This window comes from Nostoc sp. KVJ3, assembly GCF_026127265.1.
Lineage (GTDB): Bacteria > Cyanobacteriota > Cyanobacteriia > Cyanobacteriales > Nostocaceae > Nostoc.
In genome coordinates this window covers 2,572,520-2,590,667 of the sequence record NZ_WWFG01000002.1, presented here as the reverse complement: position 1 = coordinate 2,590,667, position 18,148 = coordinate 2,572,520, and the positions used below count along the sequence as shown (strand labels likewise).

Annotated in this window: 9 protein-coding genes and 1 pseudogene; 1 reads left to right on the top strand and 9 read right to left on the bottom strand. The window is 40.3% G+C overall.

The features are described from left to right. Positions 1 to 52: 52 nt before the first annotated feature. The 9 genes and pseudogenes from GTQ43_RS27035 to lepB all read right to left on the bottom strand — a co-directional run bounded on the left by GTQ43_RS27035 (position 53) and on the right by lepB (position 16,441). Positions 53 to 1,675, bottom strand: a complete 1,623-nt coding sequence (locus tag GTQ43_RS27035; protein WP_265275762.1) for a serine/threonine protein kinase — start codon at positions 1,673 to 1,675, stop codon at positions 53 to 55. 296 nt (positions 1,676 to 1,971) lie between these two features. Beyond that, complete coding sequence (locus GTQ43_RS27030) at positions 1,972 to 3,165, bottom strand: esterase-like activity of phytase family protein (protein ID WP_265275761.1); 1,194 nt, start codon at positions 3,163 to 3,165, stop codon at positions 1,972 to 1,974. Positions 3,166 to 3,364: 199 nt separating this feature from the next. Further along, positions 3,365 to 6,481: an MFS transporter gene (locus tag GTQ43_RS27025; RefSeq protein ID WP_265275760.1), complete on the bottom strand. Its 3,117-nt coding sequence runs from the start codon at positions 6,479 to 6,481 to the stop codon at positions 3,365 to 3,367. 342 nt (positions 6,482 to 6,823) lie between these two features. Further along, on the bottom strand, positions 6,824 to 8,236 hold the full coding sequence (locus tag GTQ43_RS27020; protein WP_265275759.1) for a hybrid sensor histidine kinase/response regulator: 1,413 nt from the start codon (positions 8,234 to 8,236) through the stop codon (positions 6,824 to 6,826). Positions 8,237 to 8,674: 438 nt separating this feature from the next. Next, positions 8,675 to 10,510: an EAL domain-containing protein gene (locus GTQ43_RS27015; protein WP_265275758.1), complete on the bottom strand. Its 1,836-nt coding sequence runs from the start codon at positions 10,508 to 10,510 to the stop codon at positions 8,675 to 8,677. Continuing rightward, positions 10,507 to 11,637, bottom strand: a pseudogene (locus GTQ43_RS27010) (response regulator); the annotation flags it as partial. The pseudogene GTQ43_RS27010 and the gene GTQ43_RS27015, both read right to left, overlap by 4 nt. Next, on the bottom strand, positions 11,571 to 14,195 hold the full coding sequence (locus GTQ43_RS27005; RefSeq protein WP_265275756.1) for a histidine kinase dimerization/phospho-acceptor domain-containing protein: 2,625 nt from the start codon (positions 14,193 to 14,195) through the stop codon (positions 11,571 to 11,573). The gene GTQ43_RS27005 and the pseudogene GTQ43_RS27010, both read right to left, overlap by 67 nt. Positions 14,196 to 14,747: 552 nt before the next feature. Further along, the gene (locus GTQ43_RS27000; RefSeq protein WP_265276560.1) at positions 14,748 to 15,533 is read right to left on the bottom strand and encodes an MOSC domain-containing protein; all 786 of its coding nucleotides are present in this window, start codon (positions 15,531 to 15,533) and stop codon (positions 14,748 to 14,750) included. A 266-nt stretch (positions 15,534 to 15,799) separates the two neighbouring features. After that, positions 15,800 to 16,441 carry a signal peptidase I gene (lepB, locus tag GTQ43_RS26995; RefSeq protein WP_265275755.1) on the bottom strand — a complete coding sequence of 214 codons (642 nt, stop codon included), beginning with the start codon at positions 16,439 to 16,441 and terminating at the stop codon, positions 15,800 to 15,802. Between the two features lie 385 nt (positions 16,442 to 16,826). Between lepB and GTQ43_RS26990 the strand changes: the two genes are divergently transcribed. Beyond that, entirely contained in the window at positions 16,827 to 18,143 is a 1,317-nt protein-coding gene (locus GTQ43_RS26990; protein WP_265275754.1) for a dihydroorotase, read from the top strand. Positions 18,144 to 18,148: the final 5 nt, after the last annotated feature.

Here is an 18,148-nt window from a genome sequence, read left to right as displayed (position 1 = left end):
ACACGGAAAAATATAATTAGTTAATGGTGACAAACATTTTGAAATCAGATTTTCAAGGACGGGATAAAAACTTAAAGAAAATCTCCAAAAATTTATCTATCCAATTTTTTAACCCTTCTTTCTCAGCTTTTGGGACTGCGGCTAAGTTTCGTAATATATCTGCTTTCAGTTTCTCGTACTCTATTTTTAGAAGATTTTTGGCTTGATTAGGCAAAATTAATTCATTTGACTGTTGACTTGTATCTAACCAATCTACAAGTTGCTGGCGCTGATTAGCCGTGAGGCTTAAGGTTGTTACATGAGAGCAACGGGTTGGATCTTCAAGGGAAAAAAATAGTAAATGATAGTAGCCTACTTCTGCTAAACTACGTGCTATATTCTGCCCTTTATGATCTTTAAAATCCAGAAAATAAGGCAGCCATTTAGTCATAGAGGGCTGTGTATCATATAGTATTGTTACCCACAATAGCATCGGGTATACATTAACTTGACTAATAAATTCAGTACCATGTATTTTATCCAAAAATTTTGTAATCTCTTGCTTAGGCAACATTGCCCAAAAAGTTGGTATGGGTCTTTGAGGAGTTTGTAGTAAATGGGGAAAACCAATTGACGCAATTGGTTTATTTTTAGGCCAGTTTCTCTGCAAACACTCTTTTTCTGATAACAAAGTTGCAGGTACTAATTGAGCCGGAAAAGAAAGTTTGACAATTTCATCGTTATTTATAGAAATAATATTATTAAGTTGAATATTAACCTTTTCTAAATCTTCTAATATTTGGTTGATATTTTGTGGGCGATCGCTTACTTCTTTAGCTAAACAACTCATCAATATCTTTTCTAACACCTGCGGAATTTTGACTTGCGGATTCACTTCTTGAACCGTAGGTGGCATTTGAAAACGATGCGCTTGGTACCAAGTACCAAATGAGTTACTTTTTGTCTGAAATGGATGTTTCCCAGTTAGCATCTCAAACATTAGTACTCCTAAACTGTAAATATCAGAGCGTACATCTAGTAATTTGCGCCCTTCCATGTGTTCTGGAGAACAGTAAGGTAAACTGCCAATAAAAGAATCTGTCAGAGTCATCCCACTTCGCTCTGTTAAAAATTTGGCAATACCAAAATCGAGTATTTTGACAATTTCTCCTTGTTTACTATCTTGACTCAGAAATATGTTTTCTGGTTTTATATCCCTGTGAACAATAGGATAAATTTCTCCTTTGAGACTGATACCTTGGTGGGCACATTGTAAACCTAAACAAATTTGATTACAAATCTCTAAAAATTTCGATATTGTTAAGGGCTGAATTTTGAGAATTTGTTTGAGATTTTTTCCTTGGAGGTATTCCATTACATAAAAGGGGGTCTTATCCTCAGTAACGCCATAACTCAGGATGCGAACAATATGTTTACTTTTACGACCCAATTGAGCGCCAATAAAAATCTCTCTGGCAAAGCGTTGGGACATTTGCTGGTTCGCCAAACTAAGTGATAAAATTTTGACTGCGATGGGCATTCCACCTTTAGCAGTATCTTCTGCTAAATAAACTCTACCCATCCCCCCTTTACCAATCAAATCTCTGATTAAATAGCGATTATTTAAAAATTGCCCAATATAATTGTCTAATTCCGCTTTTTGCCCTACCATATTCTCAATTTTGTTTTGTGACATAAAAATCATTTATGAAAAATATTTTTGGCAAATTACTTTAATAAGTCTACTTAAGCACTAAAATTAAATCTAAAAAATATCAGAATTGGTAGGAAATTAATCATATACTGCCATCATGGTTAATCTGTCTGCAAAATTTCCTAAATATTATGTAACATATTTATTAAGGAATACGGTTGAGAAATTACACGGAAACTACGAATAGGCTAGATAAAGTTGCCTAGTAGATTCCGTGAATACACAGGAATAAGCGTCAAACATATAAATAGCAGTAAAGGCGTGAAATCTCTGTACAGTTAAGGGTTGATATTCGGCAGTAACCGACGTAATAATCTGATTAGTGGTGTTTCAATTTTAATTTTAAAGGCTAGTATTTGGGTACGTTGCAGTGAGTTAAAATTGTTATCACTCACGAGAATTAATGATTGTTGACCATCGGGTAGTTTAGGGCCAAGAGTTAACCCTTCGATGTTGTCTAGTAGTACATCTAGAGTTCTCAAATCTAAGAGCAATTTTTTCTTAACTGGTTTAATATTTTTGGAATCAACGGCTAAAAGACTATCTATCTGATGAATATCATCAGATCCTTCTAAAGAAACCTGAAATAAAGAAATAGCAAATCCTAAACCAGTAAAAGATCGTTCTAAACTTAAGAAGTGTCCTTGATTATCGAGAGCAAGTAGATCGGGTAATCCACTAGCGAATTTGCCAGTCAGATTCAAAAAGGGTGAAACTGGTTCTGTTTGGTAAAGAAATTCCTTTTCTGGCTGGTTGTTGAGTAAGTTGTATTGCAAAATTCGGCAAGGGCTACCGATGTTAGGTTTAGCTGCGACACCATCTTGAATTAGAGCATTTTCAGTGGCTGTAAATAGATGCTTTTTATCGGGTGTGATGGTGAGACTTTCAAAAGCTAAATTGTTGCGGATACCTTGTTTACCATTTTTGTCTGGCAAAAATTTGTTTGGGATGGAAAGTGTTGTAATTTCTTTGCCAGAAGATAGTGAAAACTCTTTAATAAAAGGGTTAATTAATTTTGCAGCATCCCCTTCAGAAGAAATAAATACAGTTGCTTTATTCGTTAATCCAATGCCTTCTGTATCAGTTTCTCCCGGACGAAATGTTTGATTATTTTCATTTAATAATTTGGTAACATTTACGGCAACAACTCCACTCTTTTTTAAATAACCCTTGCTTAAGTCGATTTTGAGGGTGTAGAAACGGGCAGCAGCTTTCTGTCCACGATCATCAGAAATAGCATAATAAAGGTTATTTTTTGCATTATATGTAATTCCAGATAAACCTCCAACTTCGGTTTTATTAAAGATTAAACCTTTCGGTAAAGTGGCTTCTCCAATAAAATCTATGCTACTAACTTCAACAGCACTCGATGGTAAATTTGTAAATAAGAAAATGATAATTATGATCGGGATAAGAAAGTAAATAACTCGTGTAATTGCGAAGATTTTTTTATTTTTTTTAATTAACTGCATAGATTTTTTGTTAATGTGTGATGTAATTCCCGATTAAACACTTGTCATTGCGAATAGAGTGAAGCAAAGGACTGCTGTAAATTATTACTTCATTATTACTTGAAGTATTAAATTGTACCTACATAAATAAATTCATCCCTTCATTAGAAAAGCCTCCCGATACGGGAGGCTTAAAAGTTAGCGGAGACAACTTGTTAAACTACGGTCTGGCAGCGATCGCTCCTCCTAATGCAGAGAAAACGGCGGAAACGGATGCTGTGGCAAACAACCACCACGCAGCTGTAGCTGCGGCTTTGCGGGTTTCTTCGGCTTGTCGCTGTGCTTGATGCTTAACCTGTTCTAGACGGCGTTGGGCTTCTTGCTGGATGCGTTCTGCACGTTGCAATACTGTGTTCCGGGCCCGTTCAATTTGGTCGATGATCCGGTTGGCATCTTCCTCAGAGATGTCCTCACGAGAACTCATAATTGCCACTAAGGTATCACGGTCGAAAGAAGATAGGCGATCGCGCAGGGCATCAAACCCGGCTTGAGGATCGTCAAAAAAGGTGCGAACATCATGCTTGATACTATCGTAGTTAAGTTCTGGGCGATCCAGAGAATTAAGATAGTTGCGAATTCGGGCAAAAACCCCATCAATTGCGTCTTGAATTCCTCGTTGGATATTCCGCACTTGTTCTACAAATTGATCCCTGACGGACACCATGCTATCGGCAATTCGCGCCGCTTCTTCATCAGAAATATCTTCCCGAATTTTCAGCAGGGCGATGATGGTAGAACGGTCAAATTGAGAAAGGCGATCGCTAAAACTTTCTACCCCCACTCGCGGATCGTGCAAGAGGAGTTGTAAGTCGCGTTTGATACCTTCAGGATTAAGTTCTTCTTTACCAGTTTGGCGGAGATACTCTTCCAAATAAGCTTTGAAGGTTTCGGCTCTTTGCTGGGTGCGGGTAGCTAAACGGCGAGGCGCACGCACAAAATTCCGAATGGAATTTTGCGTGGAATCAATAATTTCATTGACTTGTTGTTCGCTCAAATCTTGACGTTGACTGAGCAACTTCACCAGTGTATCCCGGTCTACTTGCGACAATCGCCGACGGAGGGCGACAGCTCCTTCTTTGGGATTTTCAAATAATTTGGTCAAATCTCGCCCAATCCCTTCTGGATTCAGTTCTTGTTTACCTGTATTCCGTAGATAATCTGCGATTGTCGTAGTAACAGAGTCGTATTGCTCTTTAGCTTTATCTACTACAGCTTGGGGTGTGTGGCGAATGTTATGCCACGACTCTTCAGCCGCGTTGATGATTTGATTAACTTGGTCTTCAGTCAAGTCTTCGCGCTGACTCAACAATTGCACCAAGGTATCACGGTCAAAGCGAGACAACCGCGCCCGAATTGAGGTAATTCCAGCTTGGGGATCTTCTAGTAATTTTTTGAACTCCGCGCGGATGGCATCAGGATTTAGTTCTGATTTCCCAGTATTACGCAGATATGATTCTACATTCAACCACAGGGTTTCTGCTTGATATTGTGCCTGTTCAGCTAATCCTTTGGATTCTACCAAGACGCGATCGCGCTGTTTCTCCAATTCATCCAAAATGCTGTCTACTTCATATAACTGAACATCATTCCGTTCCAGTAATATCTCGCGAATTTCCTGACGTTCGATGTGTGCCAATCGCAATGTCAGGGTTTCATAATCGGCATCTGGGTCTTGCAACAGTGGTTTGAAATTCTGCTCAATGCCAACGGGAGTCAAATCTGCTTTTGGGGTAACAAGCAAATAACTTTCTACTGCGCGTTGCAAGTCCTGAACTATTTCTCGTTCTTCGATACCTATAACTGTCACCAGCACATCTTTACGGACAACTTCTAGCCGATCTGCAATGCGCTGAATTTGGGTTTGGGTAAGGAGTCCCCGTTGTTGCAGAATTTTGACGAAATCGTTACGTGATAATCTTTCTAGTTCCCTGCGGACGATTCCAGAATCGGCTGCTGGGTCGTAAATGACATCACGAAATTCTTGGGCAATTTTTTCTGAGCTTAGTTGCCAAGCATAAGTGTTATATAGGTAGTTTTCGACATCAGAGCGAATTGGGCTATAGGGTTGTGATGGTGTTGGCAACCCTAGCTTATCTGCTTGTTGGGTGACTTTATCTTTGGCGGTGGTAAGACTACCCAAGATTTTTTCCACATCCAAATCAGATAAATCTGTCCGTCCCAACACAATGCCGGTTAAGGCAGATAGTCCTTGCTGGAGTGTACTTTGAATTGGCCCAGTCGATGCCTTTTGGTCAGATTCTTTGGAACCGCGGATTTCTGCAACTAACCGATCCAGCTTGGCATTGAGTTCATCTGTCTTGGTTTGTCCGGCTGGAAGTGATTTGAGATAATCCATTAACTCACCCATCCGGTCTTCGGTGGGTGAATGCTGACTTACTACTTGTTGCCAAACTTTATACAAAGTATCAGAAATGCGGCTAACATCTTTTTTGGAAAGATCGGTGCGGCTGCTGACTAACTCAATAAATTTTTCGCGGTCGATGTTGCGAATATCTGGAGTCCCTGCGATCGCTTTGAATTGCGGATCGTTGAGTAAATTTTCAAAATCACTCCGAATTTTCGACACATCCAATTCTGGGGGACGTAGCTTTTCTAAGTAATCTTCTATGTTCTCCCGGATACTTCCAGGGTCGATACCGCTTCCTAGTTCCCGACGGATAGCGGCGGCGGCGGCTTCAGCGGTGGCAACAACTTGGTTATTGACAGCTTTAGCGCCCAGGGCAGCGGTAGCTGTGCCCATAATCGCCTGAAAACCCGATGTTGCTGTATTTACAACTGAGCCAATTAAGGAACCCACGGTAGTGGAACTTACCCAAACCAGGAGTAAAAAGTAAGCACCCCAAATTACCAAACCGAGAATTGCTCCTAATCCTGGATCTAAGATTACAAGGCTCAATTTTACAGCCAGAAAACAGGCGATTAATAAAGCGATCGTGACAGTGACTAATGTCCAAATCCCCACTGCGGTGCCAATTTTGCGAATGCTGCCGCCCAAACTTCCCACTTCCCCAGAATCAGAATCTGAGTCAGATGAGTGCCCCAGGTAGGAAATACCGGCTGCAAGGGAGAGATTAGTTAAAACTAATTGGAAAGCAAAGGCTAGGATCACGCCGGAGATTAAAGCCACAAAAAAGCGCGGCCCGGAAGTGAGAACCGATGCCTGTGCTGGCGTGATATTTGAGGGATCTACTGGAGCCTGTGCTAACCACAATAATGGTTTGTAGAGTCCCAGCATGATTTCCGTACTTTGGAGCATTGTATTTCCTTCTACTAAGTTTAAAATTGGGGAATTAAGATTTTCTTGAGAAGCAACTCTTAGTATTTTTGTTTGTATCTATGGCAATACCTAACTCTTTTTGTTTAGAATCGTAGAATTTAGCTGTTTAAAGCATCTCTCCAAAGGCTGAAAACTCCATCCAGCAAAAGATATAACTTTTATTATCTTTTGGTAAAAAGCTTAATCAATATGGCAAATTAAGATTAAGTGTGTGCCGCTTATTTTGAATTTTTAATTGCTTGTTTAATAATGTAGTTTAATTTTAATTTTTTAGGAAATGCTAACTCTATTTATCTCTCTCAGTTACTCAGCACTCCTGAATTAATGTTCAGGTTGCTCGATGGGAATTTCGATCGCAAACTCTGCTCCTTGCCCAACAGAAGAGTTACAGGTAATATTTCCTCGGTGTTTTTGGACGATAATCTGATAGCTAATAGATAATCCTAATCCACTACCTTTACCCACAGCTTTTGTAGTAAAAAATGGGTCAAATAAACGCGATCGCAGTGACTCTTTTATACCAAGACCACTATCTGCGATCGCAATTCTAATCATATTCAAGTCTGTCACCTCTGTGTGAATCCGAATCTGAGGAGTAGGAAGGAGCCACTGAGGTTTTGAGGTTTCCCCAAGTGCAGAAATTGGCGTGTCTCCCCCGCCGCAGGATGCGCGAAGCGCTGTAGTGGAGCAACTGCTCTCAAGTGGGGTTAGGGAATAAGGATCGGAAGATTGATTGCCTACTGCTTCTTCTATTGCATCTATAGCATTATTTAACAAATGCATAAATACTTGGTTTAGTTCACTTGCATAACAAGTCACTAAAGGCAAGTTACCATAATCTTTGACTACAACAATTGCAGGGCGATCTGCTGCTTCCCTGAGCCGATGTTGTAACATTACCAAAGTGTTTTCGATGTCTTCATGGATATTTACCCGTTTCATCTCTGCTTCATCATGCCGAGAAAAGTGTTGTAGCGCCAGGACAATTTCTCGAATGCGATCGGAGCCTCTATACATTGCACCTATCAAGTTTTGCAGATCCTTAACCACAAAATTCAGGTCTATATCTTTGGATATTTGCTGAACTTTGGATGTGGGTTTTGGATATTCCTGTTGATAAACTTCAATCAGATCCACTAGGTCTTGTACGTATTGATCTGCATATTGGAGATTACCATAAATAAAACTGATTGGGTTATTAATTTCATGAGCTAGCCCAGCCACTAATTGCCCCAGCGCCACCATCTTTTCGTTTTGAATTTGTTGAACTTGAGCAGATTTCAAGTTGTCAAGAGCCTCTTGTAATAAAAAGTTTTTTTCTTGCAGTTTAACTTGAAGCAAACGTAAATTAATCTGATTTTCAATTCGTAACACCACCTCTGCTCCATGAAAAGGTTTAGCAATATAATCTACACCACCAACATCAAAGGCTTTTACCTTATCTACCACATCATCCAGGGCGCTGATAAAAATTACTGGGACTTCGCGAGTTTTGTCATCAGCTTTCAGTTGTTGACAGACTTGATAGCCATCCATTCCTGGCATATTGATATCCAGCAAAATCACATCTGGCAAAACCATTTGACACGCAGTCAGTGCCATTTTACCGTTTAAGGCTTTGCGAACTTCAAAACCTTGTGCAGTCAACATCGCCGATAAAAGCCGCAAATTATCTGGGGTATCATCGACCACCAAAATATTTCTTTTATGATCGTTAGTTTGATTAAAAGGCATTTTTATTATCAAAAGCTATATTTATAATGATTGCTTATTTAAAACAACCTGATTTTTTTATCGATTTCACCAAAATACTTGTATCTATAGTTTAGCTCCCACTGTGACTGGAGAGTTTTACAGACTACCAAAGCTATTGACTGGTTATAAGCTTTACGAACCGGATAGCCTGTTTACAGCAGCATAGTAGATAGCACGCAAAGATGGGAGCATCCCAATGAAAACAAATTTATCAAATATATTGTCATTGCGAATGAAGTGAAGCGGAATGTTTGCAATGACAGCTTATGTTTTTACACATTTGGAATGCTCCCTCTTTAGACTAAAAATCAGAGAATGAATAAAGAAACTGCATACCCCTGCGGGGAAGCAAGCTACGCGTAGCGTCTTTTAGAGAATAACATCAATGTAACAGATTTTAAAAGGTTGATTTGATAGCTACCATTGAGGTTCTGTTGCAAGCAACTTAAGAACTAATTGTAGTTCTATGGGTTGAGAAAACAGATAGCCTTGAGCAAAATTACAATTTAAACTTCTCAGTTGAGCTAACTGTTCTTGTGTTTCTACACCTTCTGCGATCGCACTCATCCCCATTGAGTTGGCAATGCCAATCATTGCTGGTACTAAACCCATATTCTCCTTGTTATCCTGCATCCGTTTGACGAAAGATTGATCGATTTTGAGCGCATTTAAAGGAAAGCTATGCAGGTAGCTCAAAGATGAATATCCTGTACCAAAGTCATCCATAATCAATTTTATTTTTCGTTGTTTTAGTTGTTCAAGAATAATTTTAATTTCATTAGTATTTTCCATAATTACACTCTCTGTAATCTCCAATTCTAAATATTCAGGATTTATTTTATTTTCATAAATGATTCGGTCAATTTGTTCTACAAAATTTGGTTGTAAAAATAACCTGGCACTCAAATTGACGCTAATAGTTAGAGGTTCTGGTGTCACTGGACGATGTTGCCAAATACTTAGCTGATGACAAGCTGACTGTAATACCCAAGTATTGATGACATTAATCAAACCTGTTTCTTCTGCCACAGGAATAAATTCTGTGGGAGAAACTAGACCACGAGTTGGATGTTGCCACCTTACCAAGGCTTCAAATCCAGAAATTCTACCCGTAGTTAAGGAAATAATTGGCTGATAATAAACGAGAAATTCTTGCCTTTCAACAGCCCTTCGCAGGTCATTTTCTAACTCTAAAAGCTGAATAGCTTCCTGATGCATTGTTGGATTGAAAACGTGATATTTAGCTCTTCCTTGGGCCTTAGCGCGATACATTGCCGTATCAGCATCTCGCAGCAAATATTCTGGACGGTCGTAATCTTTATTACCCCAACTAATCCCAATGCTGGCATTCATAAATACTTCATATCTTGACAGTTTAAAAGCAAGAGATAGCTGTTGCAAAATCCTTTCTGCGACTTGGATTGCTATGTTAATATCTGTAATATTTTCTAGGAGGATTCCAAATTCATCACCGCCTAATCGTGCTAGAGTATCAATAGGGATGAGACATGCTTGCAAGCGCCGCGCAATGGCTATCAGCAATTCATCTCCCACCAAATGACCAAGGGAATCATTGATCACTTTGAAGCGATCGCAGTCCAAAAAAAGGACTGCAAACTGATAATTAGATTCTTGTTGGGCACGATTTAGGGCGTTTTCTAGTCGCCTAATAAACAAAACTCGATTTGGTAATCCCGTCAGGGAATCATGCAGCGCTATATCGAGCAGTTGACTTTGCAATTTCTGCCGAGAGTTGATTTCTTTTTGAAGTTTTTGGAGAGCTTTTTCTAGTTCTCCAGTCCGCTCTTTTACCCGATGTTCAAGTTCAACATTTAGTTTCAATACTTCTAATCGCGCCGATCTCAATGCCAGTTGATTTTTCACGCGCACTAAAACTTCTTGAAACTCAAAAGGTTTGGTAATGTAGTCTACGCCACCCACCCGAAAAGCTTTAACTTTGTCAAAAACATCATCTAAAGCACTAATAAAAATTATCGGAATATCAGCTGTTAACTCCCAAGCTTTAAAGGTCTGACAAATTTCATAGCCATCTACTTCTGGCATCATAATATCGAGTAAAATCAAATCCGGTAACACTGTTTGAGTCGCTGTCAGTGCCATTTGCCAGTTCAAAGCTTTACGAACGTTATACCCTTCCCTTGCCAATATTGAGGATAAAACCCGCAGGTTATCCGCCATATCGTCAACGATCAAAATATCTTTTTTATTAGGGTCTAAATGCTCGTAATTCATTCTACGTTTGTTTTAGTCAATTCCATAATTTTCTCAAACTGGTAGTTATTTGCTAAATCCCTGATAAATTGGGAAACCTGACCATTATCTGCGGGGATTTGGTTGATTAACTCTAAAATCAGTTCATCACTACAGCTGGCTGCGGCATAGTGGATCTTTTGTAGCCACTCAGGTGGCATTTGTGATAAATGGCTTAGGAGTTCAGCAACACTGACAAATATCTGTGTAGCTCGATCGACAACTGCCGTGTTTGTGGTTTCTATTTGGTTGGTATACTTTACACCCAGATGTTGGCTCAGTTTTTCCAATAATACTTCCTGTGTGAATGGCTTGCGAATAAAATCGTCGCAGCCAATGGACAAAATTTTCTGGCGTTCTTCCTCGAAGGCGCTAGCAGTTAGGGCAATAACGATCGTGTGTTGATTGTAACAACCCTGCCATGTCTCAGAGATGTCGGCAGAGGGAGCCAAGGCTGTTGGCGATCGCAAAATGGACACACCAAAAGGATCGTTTTCCATCACATCAGTTGCTTCTGGGATGGGAGAGGCTTTGTGGACAACCTTAAGAATCTCACAGTCATCTGCATTAAATTCTCCTGCAAGGCATTGGTTCTCGGATGAGGCGAGTTGTTTCAATTTTGGGAACTTCTGCACCCTATTGGCTGCCCCATACCCTATCTCTTTACTTTTAATCATTCTTGTGGCTTCGTAGCCGTCCATGACTGGCATTCGCATATCCATAAAAATTAAATGTGGTTGCCAAGATTCCCAATTAGCAACTGCTTCTTGCCCATCTCTAGCTTCCCTAACTTCAAAGCCGATAGTTGTGAGAATTTTAACTAGCAATAGACGGCTTTCTTTCGAGTCATCAACTACTAAGATGCGGTATGCTTTTTCAGTCGGTGCTAAAGATAAAATTTGAGATTTAATTTGGTGTGTCGGTATTTCTCTGGGACAAGATAAACTAATTTTAATATCAAAGGCAAATGTACTACCTACACCAAAAGTACTGCTAACGCTAATATCTCCCCCCAGAAGTTGCACGTATTTGCGGCTAATCGCTAAACCCAGTCCCGTCCCTTGTTGAGATTTTCTACCGATTTCAGTTTGCTCAAAAGCCTCAAACAGCAAGTCAATTTCTTGGGGAGCAATGCCGCAACCAGTGTCTTGTACCTCGAAAAAGAGATGAGGGGGATGAGGAAGATTTTGCTCCCTCGTCTCCCCCTGCTTCCCCTGCTCCCTCGTCTCCCCCTGCTCCCCCTGCTTCCCCTGCTTCCCCTGCTTCCCCTGCTCCCCCTGCTCCCCCTGCTCCCCCTGCTCCCCTGCTCCCCCTGCTCCCCAGTCCCCAATCTCACCCGTAGCGTCACCCTCCCCATATCAGTAAATTTGATGGCATTTCCCAAAAGGTTGAGCAAGACTTGACACAGTTTATTTTCATCCGTTTCTATGTACTGAGGAATATCTTGTGGATATTCAAACAGTAATTCTAAATTTTTAGATGTAGCCCGCAAGCGCAACATCTCTTCCAAGTTCTTCAAGAGATGAATTAAGTCAAAGCTACTGAGATTTAATGTGATTCTACCGGCTTCAATTTTGGACATTTCGAGAATGTCGTTAATTAAGTTGAGTAGATGTTCGCCAGCACGATTAATAATTGTCAAGTTTTCTTGATGTTCGCCAGATAGTGAATAATCTCGGCTCATGATTTGGGTGAACCCAAGAATGGCATTGAGTGGGGTACGCAGTTCGTGGCTCATGTTAGCGAGAAATTCACTTTTGGCGAGGTTGGCGGCGGCGCTTCGTGCTGCTTCCCGAACGGCTGCTTGTTGTTCCTGTGCGGCAATTTTTTGCGATTGAATCAGTTGTTCTTGGGTGGTTTGGAGTTCTTGAATCACTTGCTGAAACTCATCAGTCCGTTTTTTGACTTGAGCTTCTAAGGTGCGATTATATTCTGCTAATAACTTTTCTGCTTGTTTGTGTTGAGTGATATCAAAAAATGTGGCGATCGCAAAAGCCAGATTCCCCGATTCATCATAGATTGGCTTACCCAAAACTTCAATCGGAATAATCTGGTTACAACGGCGAACTTCCATATCATCAACCCTGGTGCTTTCCCCAAGTAACGCTCTCAAAATCGGTAGGCGATCGCTGGGGTAAAGTTGATCTGTTCCGGCAAGGTAAGCTTGATATACCTCTGACAATCGTTCGGTGCTAACTTCTGCGATCGCTCCTTGACCAAGAATTTGCTGTCCAATTTGATTTGTATAATAAGGTTCACCTTCAGCATCTATAATGAATACACCCACTGGTATGGCTTCTAAAAATTGAGTCAGCCGACTCTCACTGTCAGATAGCGCTTCATTTAAGACTTGCATTTGAGCATTTTTCGCTGACAATACACTAAAGGATGCTTGGAGTTGCTTTGCCATAGTTTCAAATGACTTGGCTAGTTCCCCCAGTTCATCGGAGCGCTTGATTTCTGGTATTTGCTCCCATTCACCTTGAGCAATTTTCTTAGCTGATGTGTTTAATTGTAGAATCGGCTTAATTACCCAGCGAGCAGTCAAAATCCCAATTCTTGCAGCCACTAAAAAAGCAATTATGCACAGCAAAATGGTGATGCGGGTGTTAGCATCAATTTCTTGCATAAATTCGCCTTCGGGAATTACCGCCACAATTAGCCAATCTAAACCTAGTTCGTCCCTCCAGCTTTTTACCTGCACAAAATAACGCATTCCATCGGCGGTAAAACTTAGCTGTTGCTTACCCACAACAAATCTAAGATTACCAAAGCGGTTGATCAAAGACTGGGTTGTGAGTTGAGTTACATAATTTTGACTATCTAATGCTGATCGACGTTTTGTTTGACCATTAATAATGGTATATGGTGGCTCAGTAGAAGAAGCCACGATTAACCCGGAACGCTCTAAAATAAAAGTTTTACCCGACCGTTTGGTATTTAAATCAGCTAAAAATTTGCTGATTTGTGACAAGATTAAATCAACACTAATTACCCCAACAAGTTTGTGAGTTTGATCGTAAATAGGATAGCTGGAAGATATAGATAAAACTTCTGGTTTATCTTCCCATTGGTAAATTTGACTCCAGACGGGTTTGCCTACTTTGACTGCATCTGAATACCACGCTTCTACACGAGGATCGTAATTTTTGACTTGCTGCAACTGGCGGCGATTTCCCTTATCGTCTGAATTATAAATAAAAAGTTTCCCGATGCCATGCTTTTCACTAACTTCGTTAATTAACAGCTTGCCATTATTGAGACGTTCAATACCGATAAATTCCCCTTTGGGATTGGCAAAGCTGTTGTAGCCAACATCGAAAACCTGCATTTGTTTCCAAAAGTAATTTCCGGTGGTTTGAAAGTCGGAAAGGTTTAGCAAACCTAGCTCAATTGCATCTAAGTTGATTTGATTGATTTGTTTCGGGTTTGTTAAATAGTCATCAAGATGCTGTTCAATGCGATCGCAGATTTCACTTTCTAATTGATTAGCAAGCTCTTTTACCGCTTGTTGTCCGTTTTGATATGAAAGATAACCCACAAGTCCTACAGCCCCAAAAATTTGCAATATGAAGGGCACAATCAGAACATACCTCAGAGGCATCTTGGCATAAACTTTGCCAACTAAGCGATTAAGAGATTTGACGGGCTGAAATTTAGATAACATTGTTGTTTAATCTTCCCCAGCATCTGCTACGGGCATTTTTGCTATATCAGCTACATTTAATACCAAAAAAAATCCGGTATGTCATCTTTTTGACGATGATATCTCTGATGAAATTGAAAAATTGAGTATAAAAGAGCATTAAAAATTTTATTTGTATATTTATTCGACTGACTAAGTTCCTCCAATTACTCAATTTTCAAACTTTGCGACGCTGAATAGCCCGCACTTCGGCAAGCTCAGTGATCATCGTAGACATTGCAGCTTAATTGTCTTAGTTTTATTTGGCAATCTATCAATACATTCCCTCGGATAAACTGGAATTTAACCGATAAGCATACAGTATGCCATTCAAAAATTCAGGTCGCCATTAGCACCCAATCCCAAATTCAATTTTTAATTGCTGAGGGCTTGATTTTTCAGTCTCAAAACTTCTGGGCTTGGTACAAAAACCCATATCTAACTACAATCAATTTTAAAATTATTATGTAAATACATAGTAAAATCTAAAAAAAAAATTTACTTAGTATTTTTTATTTTAAAGATATATTAATTTTATTTTAGAAGTATTTCAATCTCATCGCCGATTTGTAAAATTTTTCCGGCTGACGATGGGGGTAATTGCGTATTAACGCTTAATCTGTAAAAGTGATTAAAAGGTGATGAAGCAACCCAATTTGGCAAGGTTGCTTGTCTTTGGGTTGCAAAGATTTTTTGAAAGTTTGGATAAGCTTCCCCTAAGTAAGAATCGCGGGTTGGGACTATACAACGCTGGCATGGATTAACCCCAAGAAAGTCCACATCTCCGACTCGAAAGGACAATAAATTACCTTGTTCAGTAAATAATTGATCTTCCCAAAATGCTGGTACACCACCAATCTCAATGTTGGCACGCATTCGACGGCGCATTTCACCTACACTTAAGTTGGGAAACCAAGAAGCTACTTCTGTCAATGTTGCTGTACTAATTACCGTTGGGCCAAGTGAGTTTGTGTCGTCAGGAAAGCCCATCAGAGAGTTTTGCTTCAATATGACAGCAAACCCAAAAAAATCACTCAAAGTTGTTTCTAAGGCTTGCCGTTCTTCATCCAGATGAAAAATTTGTTGAGAGTCACCACCTGGAATTTGTAGCAAGATATTTCTATTGAAGAGTTCAAATTGCGCTCTTAGTAAATGGATTTTAGCATGACGCTTACCATTGACAAATTTACCTCTTTCGTCAAAGATAGCAAACTCGCGGTCATACTCTAGTGCGCCACTAGGAAGAACTCTAGCATTCTCAACTTCAATACCATCGAGTGATTTAACTGGATAGAGTAAAATCTTGGCTAGGTAAGGGATCATAGCAATTTTGGATTTTGGATTTTAGATTGGTGATTTAGCTCTCTCCAATCTAAAATTCTTTTGTTACTTAAGTAGTTGGACAAAAATATTTACAGTCATTGCGAGCGGAGCAATGCCAACCGCAAGCGAATTGCTTCATTACGCAACTATTGGAGACGCTACCGCGTTAAGCGAAGCTATGCCGAAGGCTTTACGCTTCATTGGCAATGACATTGTGTAATTAATTCTGTCCAAGTACTTATCCACCTGATAAAATCATCAGTTTATGGATATAGTGGGGATTTATCTATACCTCCAATATGATTTAGAGGCCAGAAGCGAACTACAGCCCGTCCAATAATATTCTGGCGGGGGACAACACCCCAGCAACGGCCATCGTAACTATTATTACGATTGTCACCTAGTACTAGGTATGAATCGGCTGGTATGGTTTGGGGTCTTGCTAAAAAAGGTGGCTGTGGCCCTGATTGGCAAACATCAATTACAGTAGTCTGCCCAGAACTGAGATAATTAGACTCTGGTAGCGGTTTATTGTCAATATAGACCTTCCCATCTTTAAGTTGTACTTTTTCTCCAGGTAAGCCAATTACCCTTTTAATAAAAGCATCCTGATATTGTTCTTTTTGTAGCTCTTTAGTAGGTGAAAATACTACGATATCTCCCCTTTGCGGGTTAGCAAATTTATATTTCAACTTATCGACAATGATTTTGTCTGCCTCCCACTGATTTGGCGTACCATGCAGAGTTGGTTCCATCGATCCGGAGGGAATCCAGCGTGCTTCAGCAACAAAGGTACGAATACCCAGAGCTAGAACAATACTCAATACAATTGTTCTACCTAGTTCTGCGATCCAGGAATTATCGGGCTGTTGACTAGAGTTGTTATCAGACACTTGATTATGCATGAAATTACTTAACGGAAGGAAAGATGTAGGTAATTAACTGCCTAGTGAGATTTTATCTGTTAATCTTAACGGGAAAATTTTAGTTTCCTAGTTATGTTCGCATCCTAACTACCAATTTTAGATTGTGGATTTTAAGTTTTGGATTAGGGGTGTTTTTTCTGGGTTATAACTGCCTCTTGTGGGCGAAACCAATCTAAAATCCCCAAACCGTATCCTTTGTAAGATAAGGTTAATCCAAAATTGATTGACGAAGTTCTTCATAGATTAAAAATAAACTTTTTTTTAACAGGCGGCAAAAAATTTAACACTCAGAGCGCGACTCAGCTTAACCTAAAAGCATAGTTGTCTGTAATATATAGCTCCCTGTCTGAAAAAAGTTAGCCCTATGTCTCTACAAAATTTACTGATTCGCCGCGCTCGCATAGTCTTACCCAATGGTGAACTGATGATTGGGGATGTGTTGACGCGCGATCGCCAAATAGTCGAAGTTGCACCAGAAATCTCCCAAACAGCAGTAGTCACTGAAGTTGACGCAGAAGGGTTAACTTTGTTGCCGGGAGTGATCGATCCGCAGGTACATTTCCGGGAACCTGGACTAGAACATAAGGAAGATTTATTCACCGCCAGTTGTGCCTGTGCTAAAGGCGGAGTAACTTCTTTTTTAGAAATGCCCAATACGCGCCCCCTAACAACGACACAGCAAGCTTTAGACGACAAGTTAGAACGGGCCTCACAAAAGTCCTTGGTTAATTATGGCTTTTTTATTGGGGCAACAGCAGAGAATCTCCCTGATTTACTTTTGGCCAAGCCAACACCGGGGATTAAGATTTTTATGGGGTCGATGCATGGTCAATTGCTGGTTGATGGTGAAACAGCATTGGAGATTATATTTGCTAAGGGCGATCGCTTGATTGCTGTTCATGCCGAAGACCAAGCTAGAATCAACCAACGTCGCCAAGAATTTGCCAACATTCACGATCCAGCTGTTCACTCGCAAATTCAAGATAATCAAGCGGCTTTGTTGGCAACCCAACTGGCATTGAAACTTTCGCAAAAATATCACCGTCGTTTGCATATTCTCCACATGTCAACTGCTGAAGAAGCAGATTTGCTGCGTCAGGATAAACCTAGTTGGGTGACAGCAGAGGTAACGCCACAGCATTTGTTGTTGAACACCAGTGCTTATGAGCAGATTGGTACTTTAGCACAGATGAATCCACCTTTGCGATCGCCCCACGATAACGAAGTTCTTTGGCAAGCTTTGCGAGATGGCGTGATTGATTTCATTGCTACAGATCACGCACCCCACACCTTAGAAGAAAAAGCTCAAGAATACCCCAATAGCCCTTCGGGAATGCCTGGGGTGGAAACTTCCCTCGCTTTGATGTTAACTGCGGCGATGGAGGGACAATGTACTGTTGCCCAAGTTGTGAACTGGATGTCTAAGAATGTAGCTGTAGCTTATGGTATTCCCAATAAAGGAGCGATCGCACCTGGTTATGATGCTGATTTAGTACTTGTAGATTTAAACACATACCGTCCAGTCCGGCGCGAAGAACTTTTAACCAAGTGCCATTGGAGTCCCTTTGAAGGCTGGAACCTAACTGGCTGGGCTAATACTACCATTGTCGGTGGTAAAATAGTTTATGAAAAAGGCCAGGTAAATACCCAAGTGCGGGGTCAAGCTTTAACTTTCTTATAGCAAAT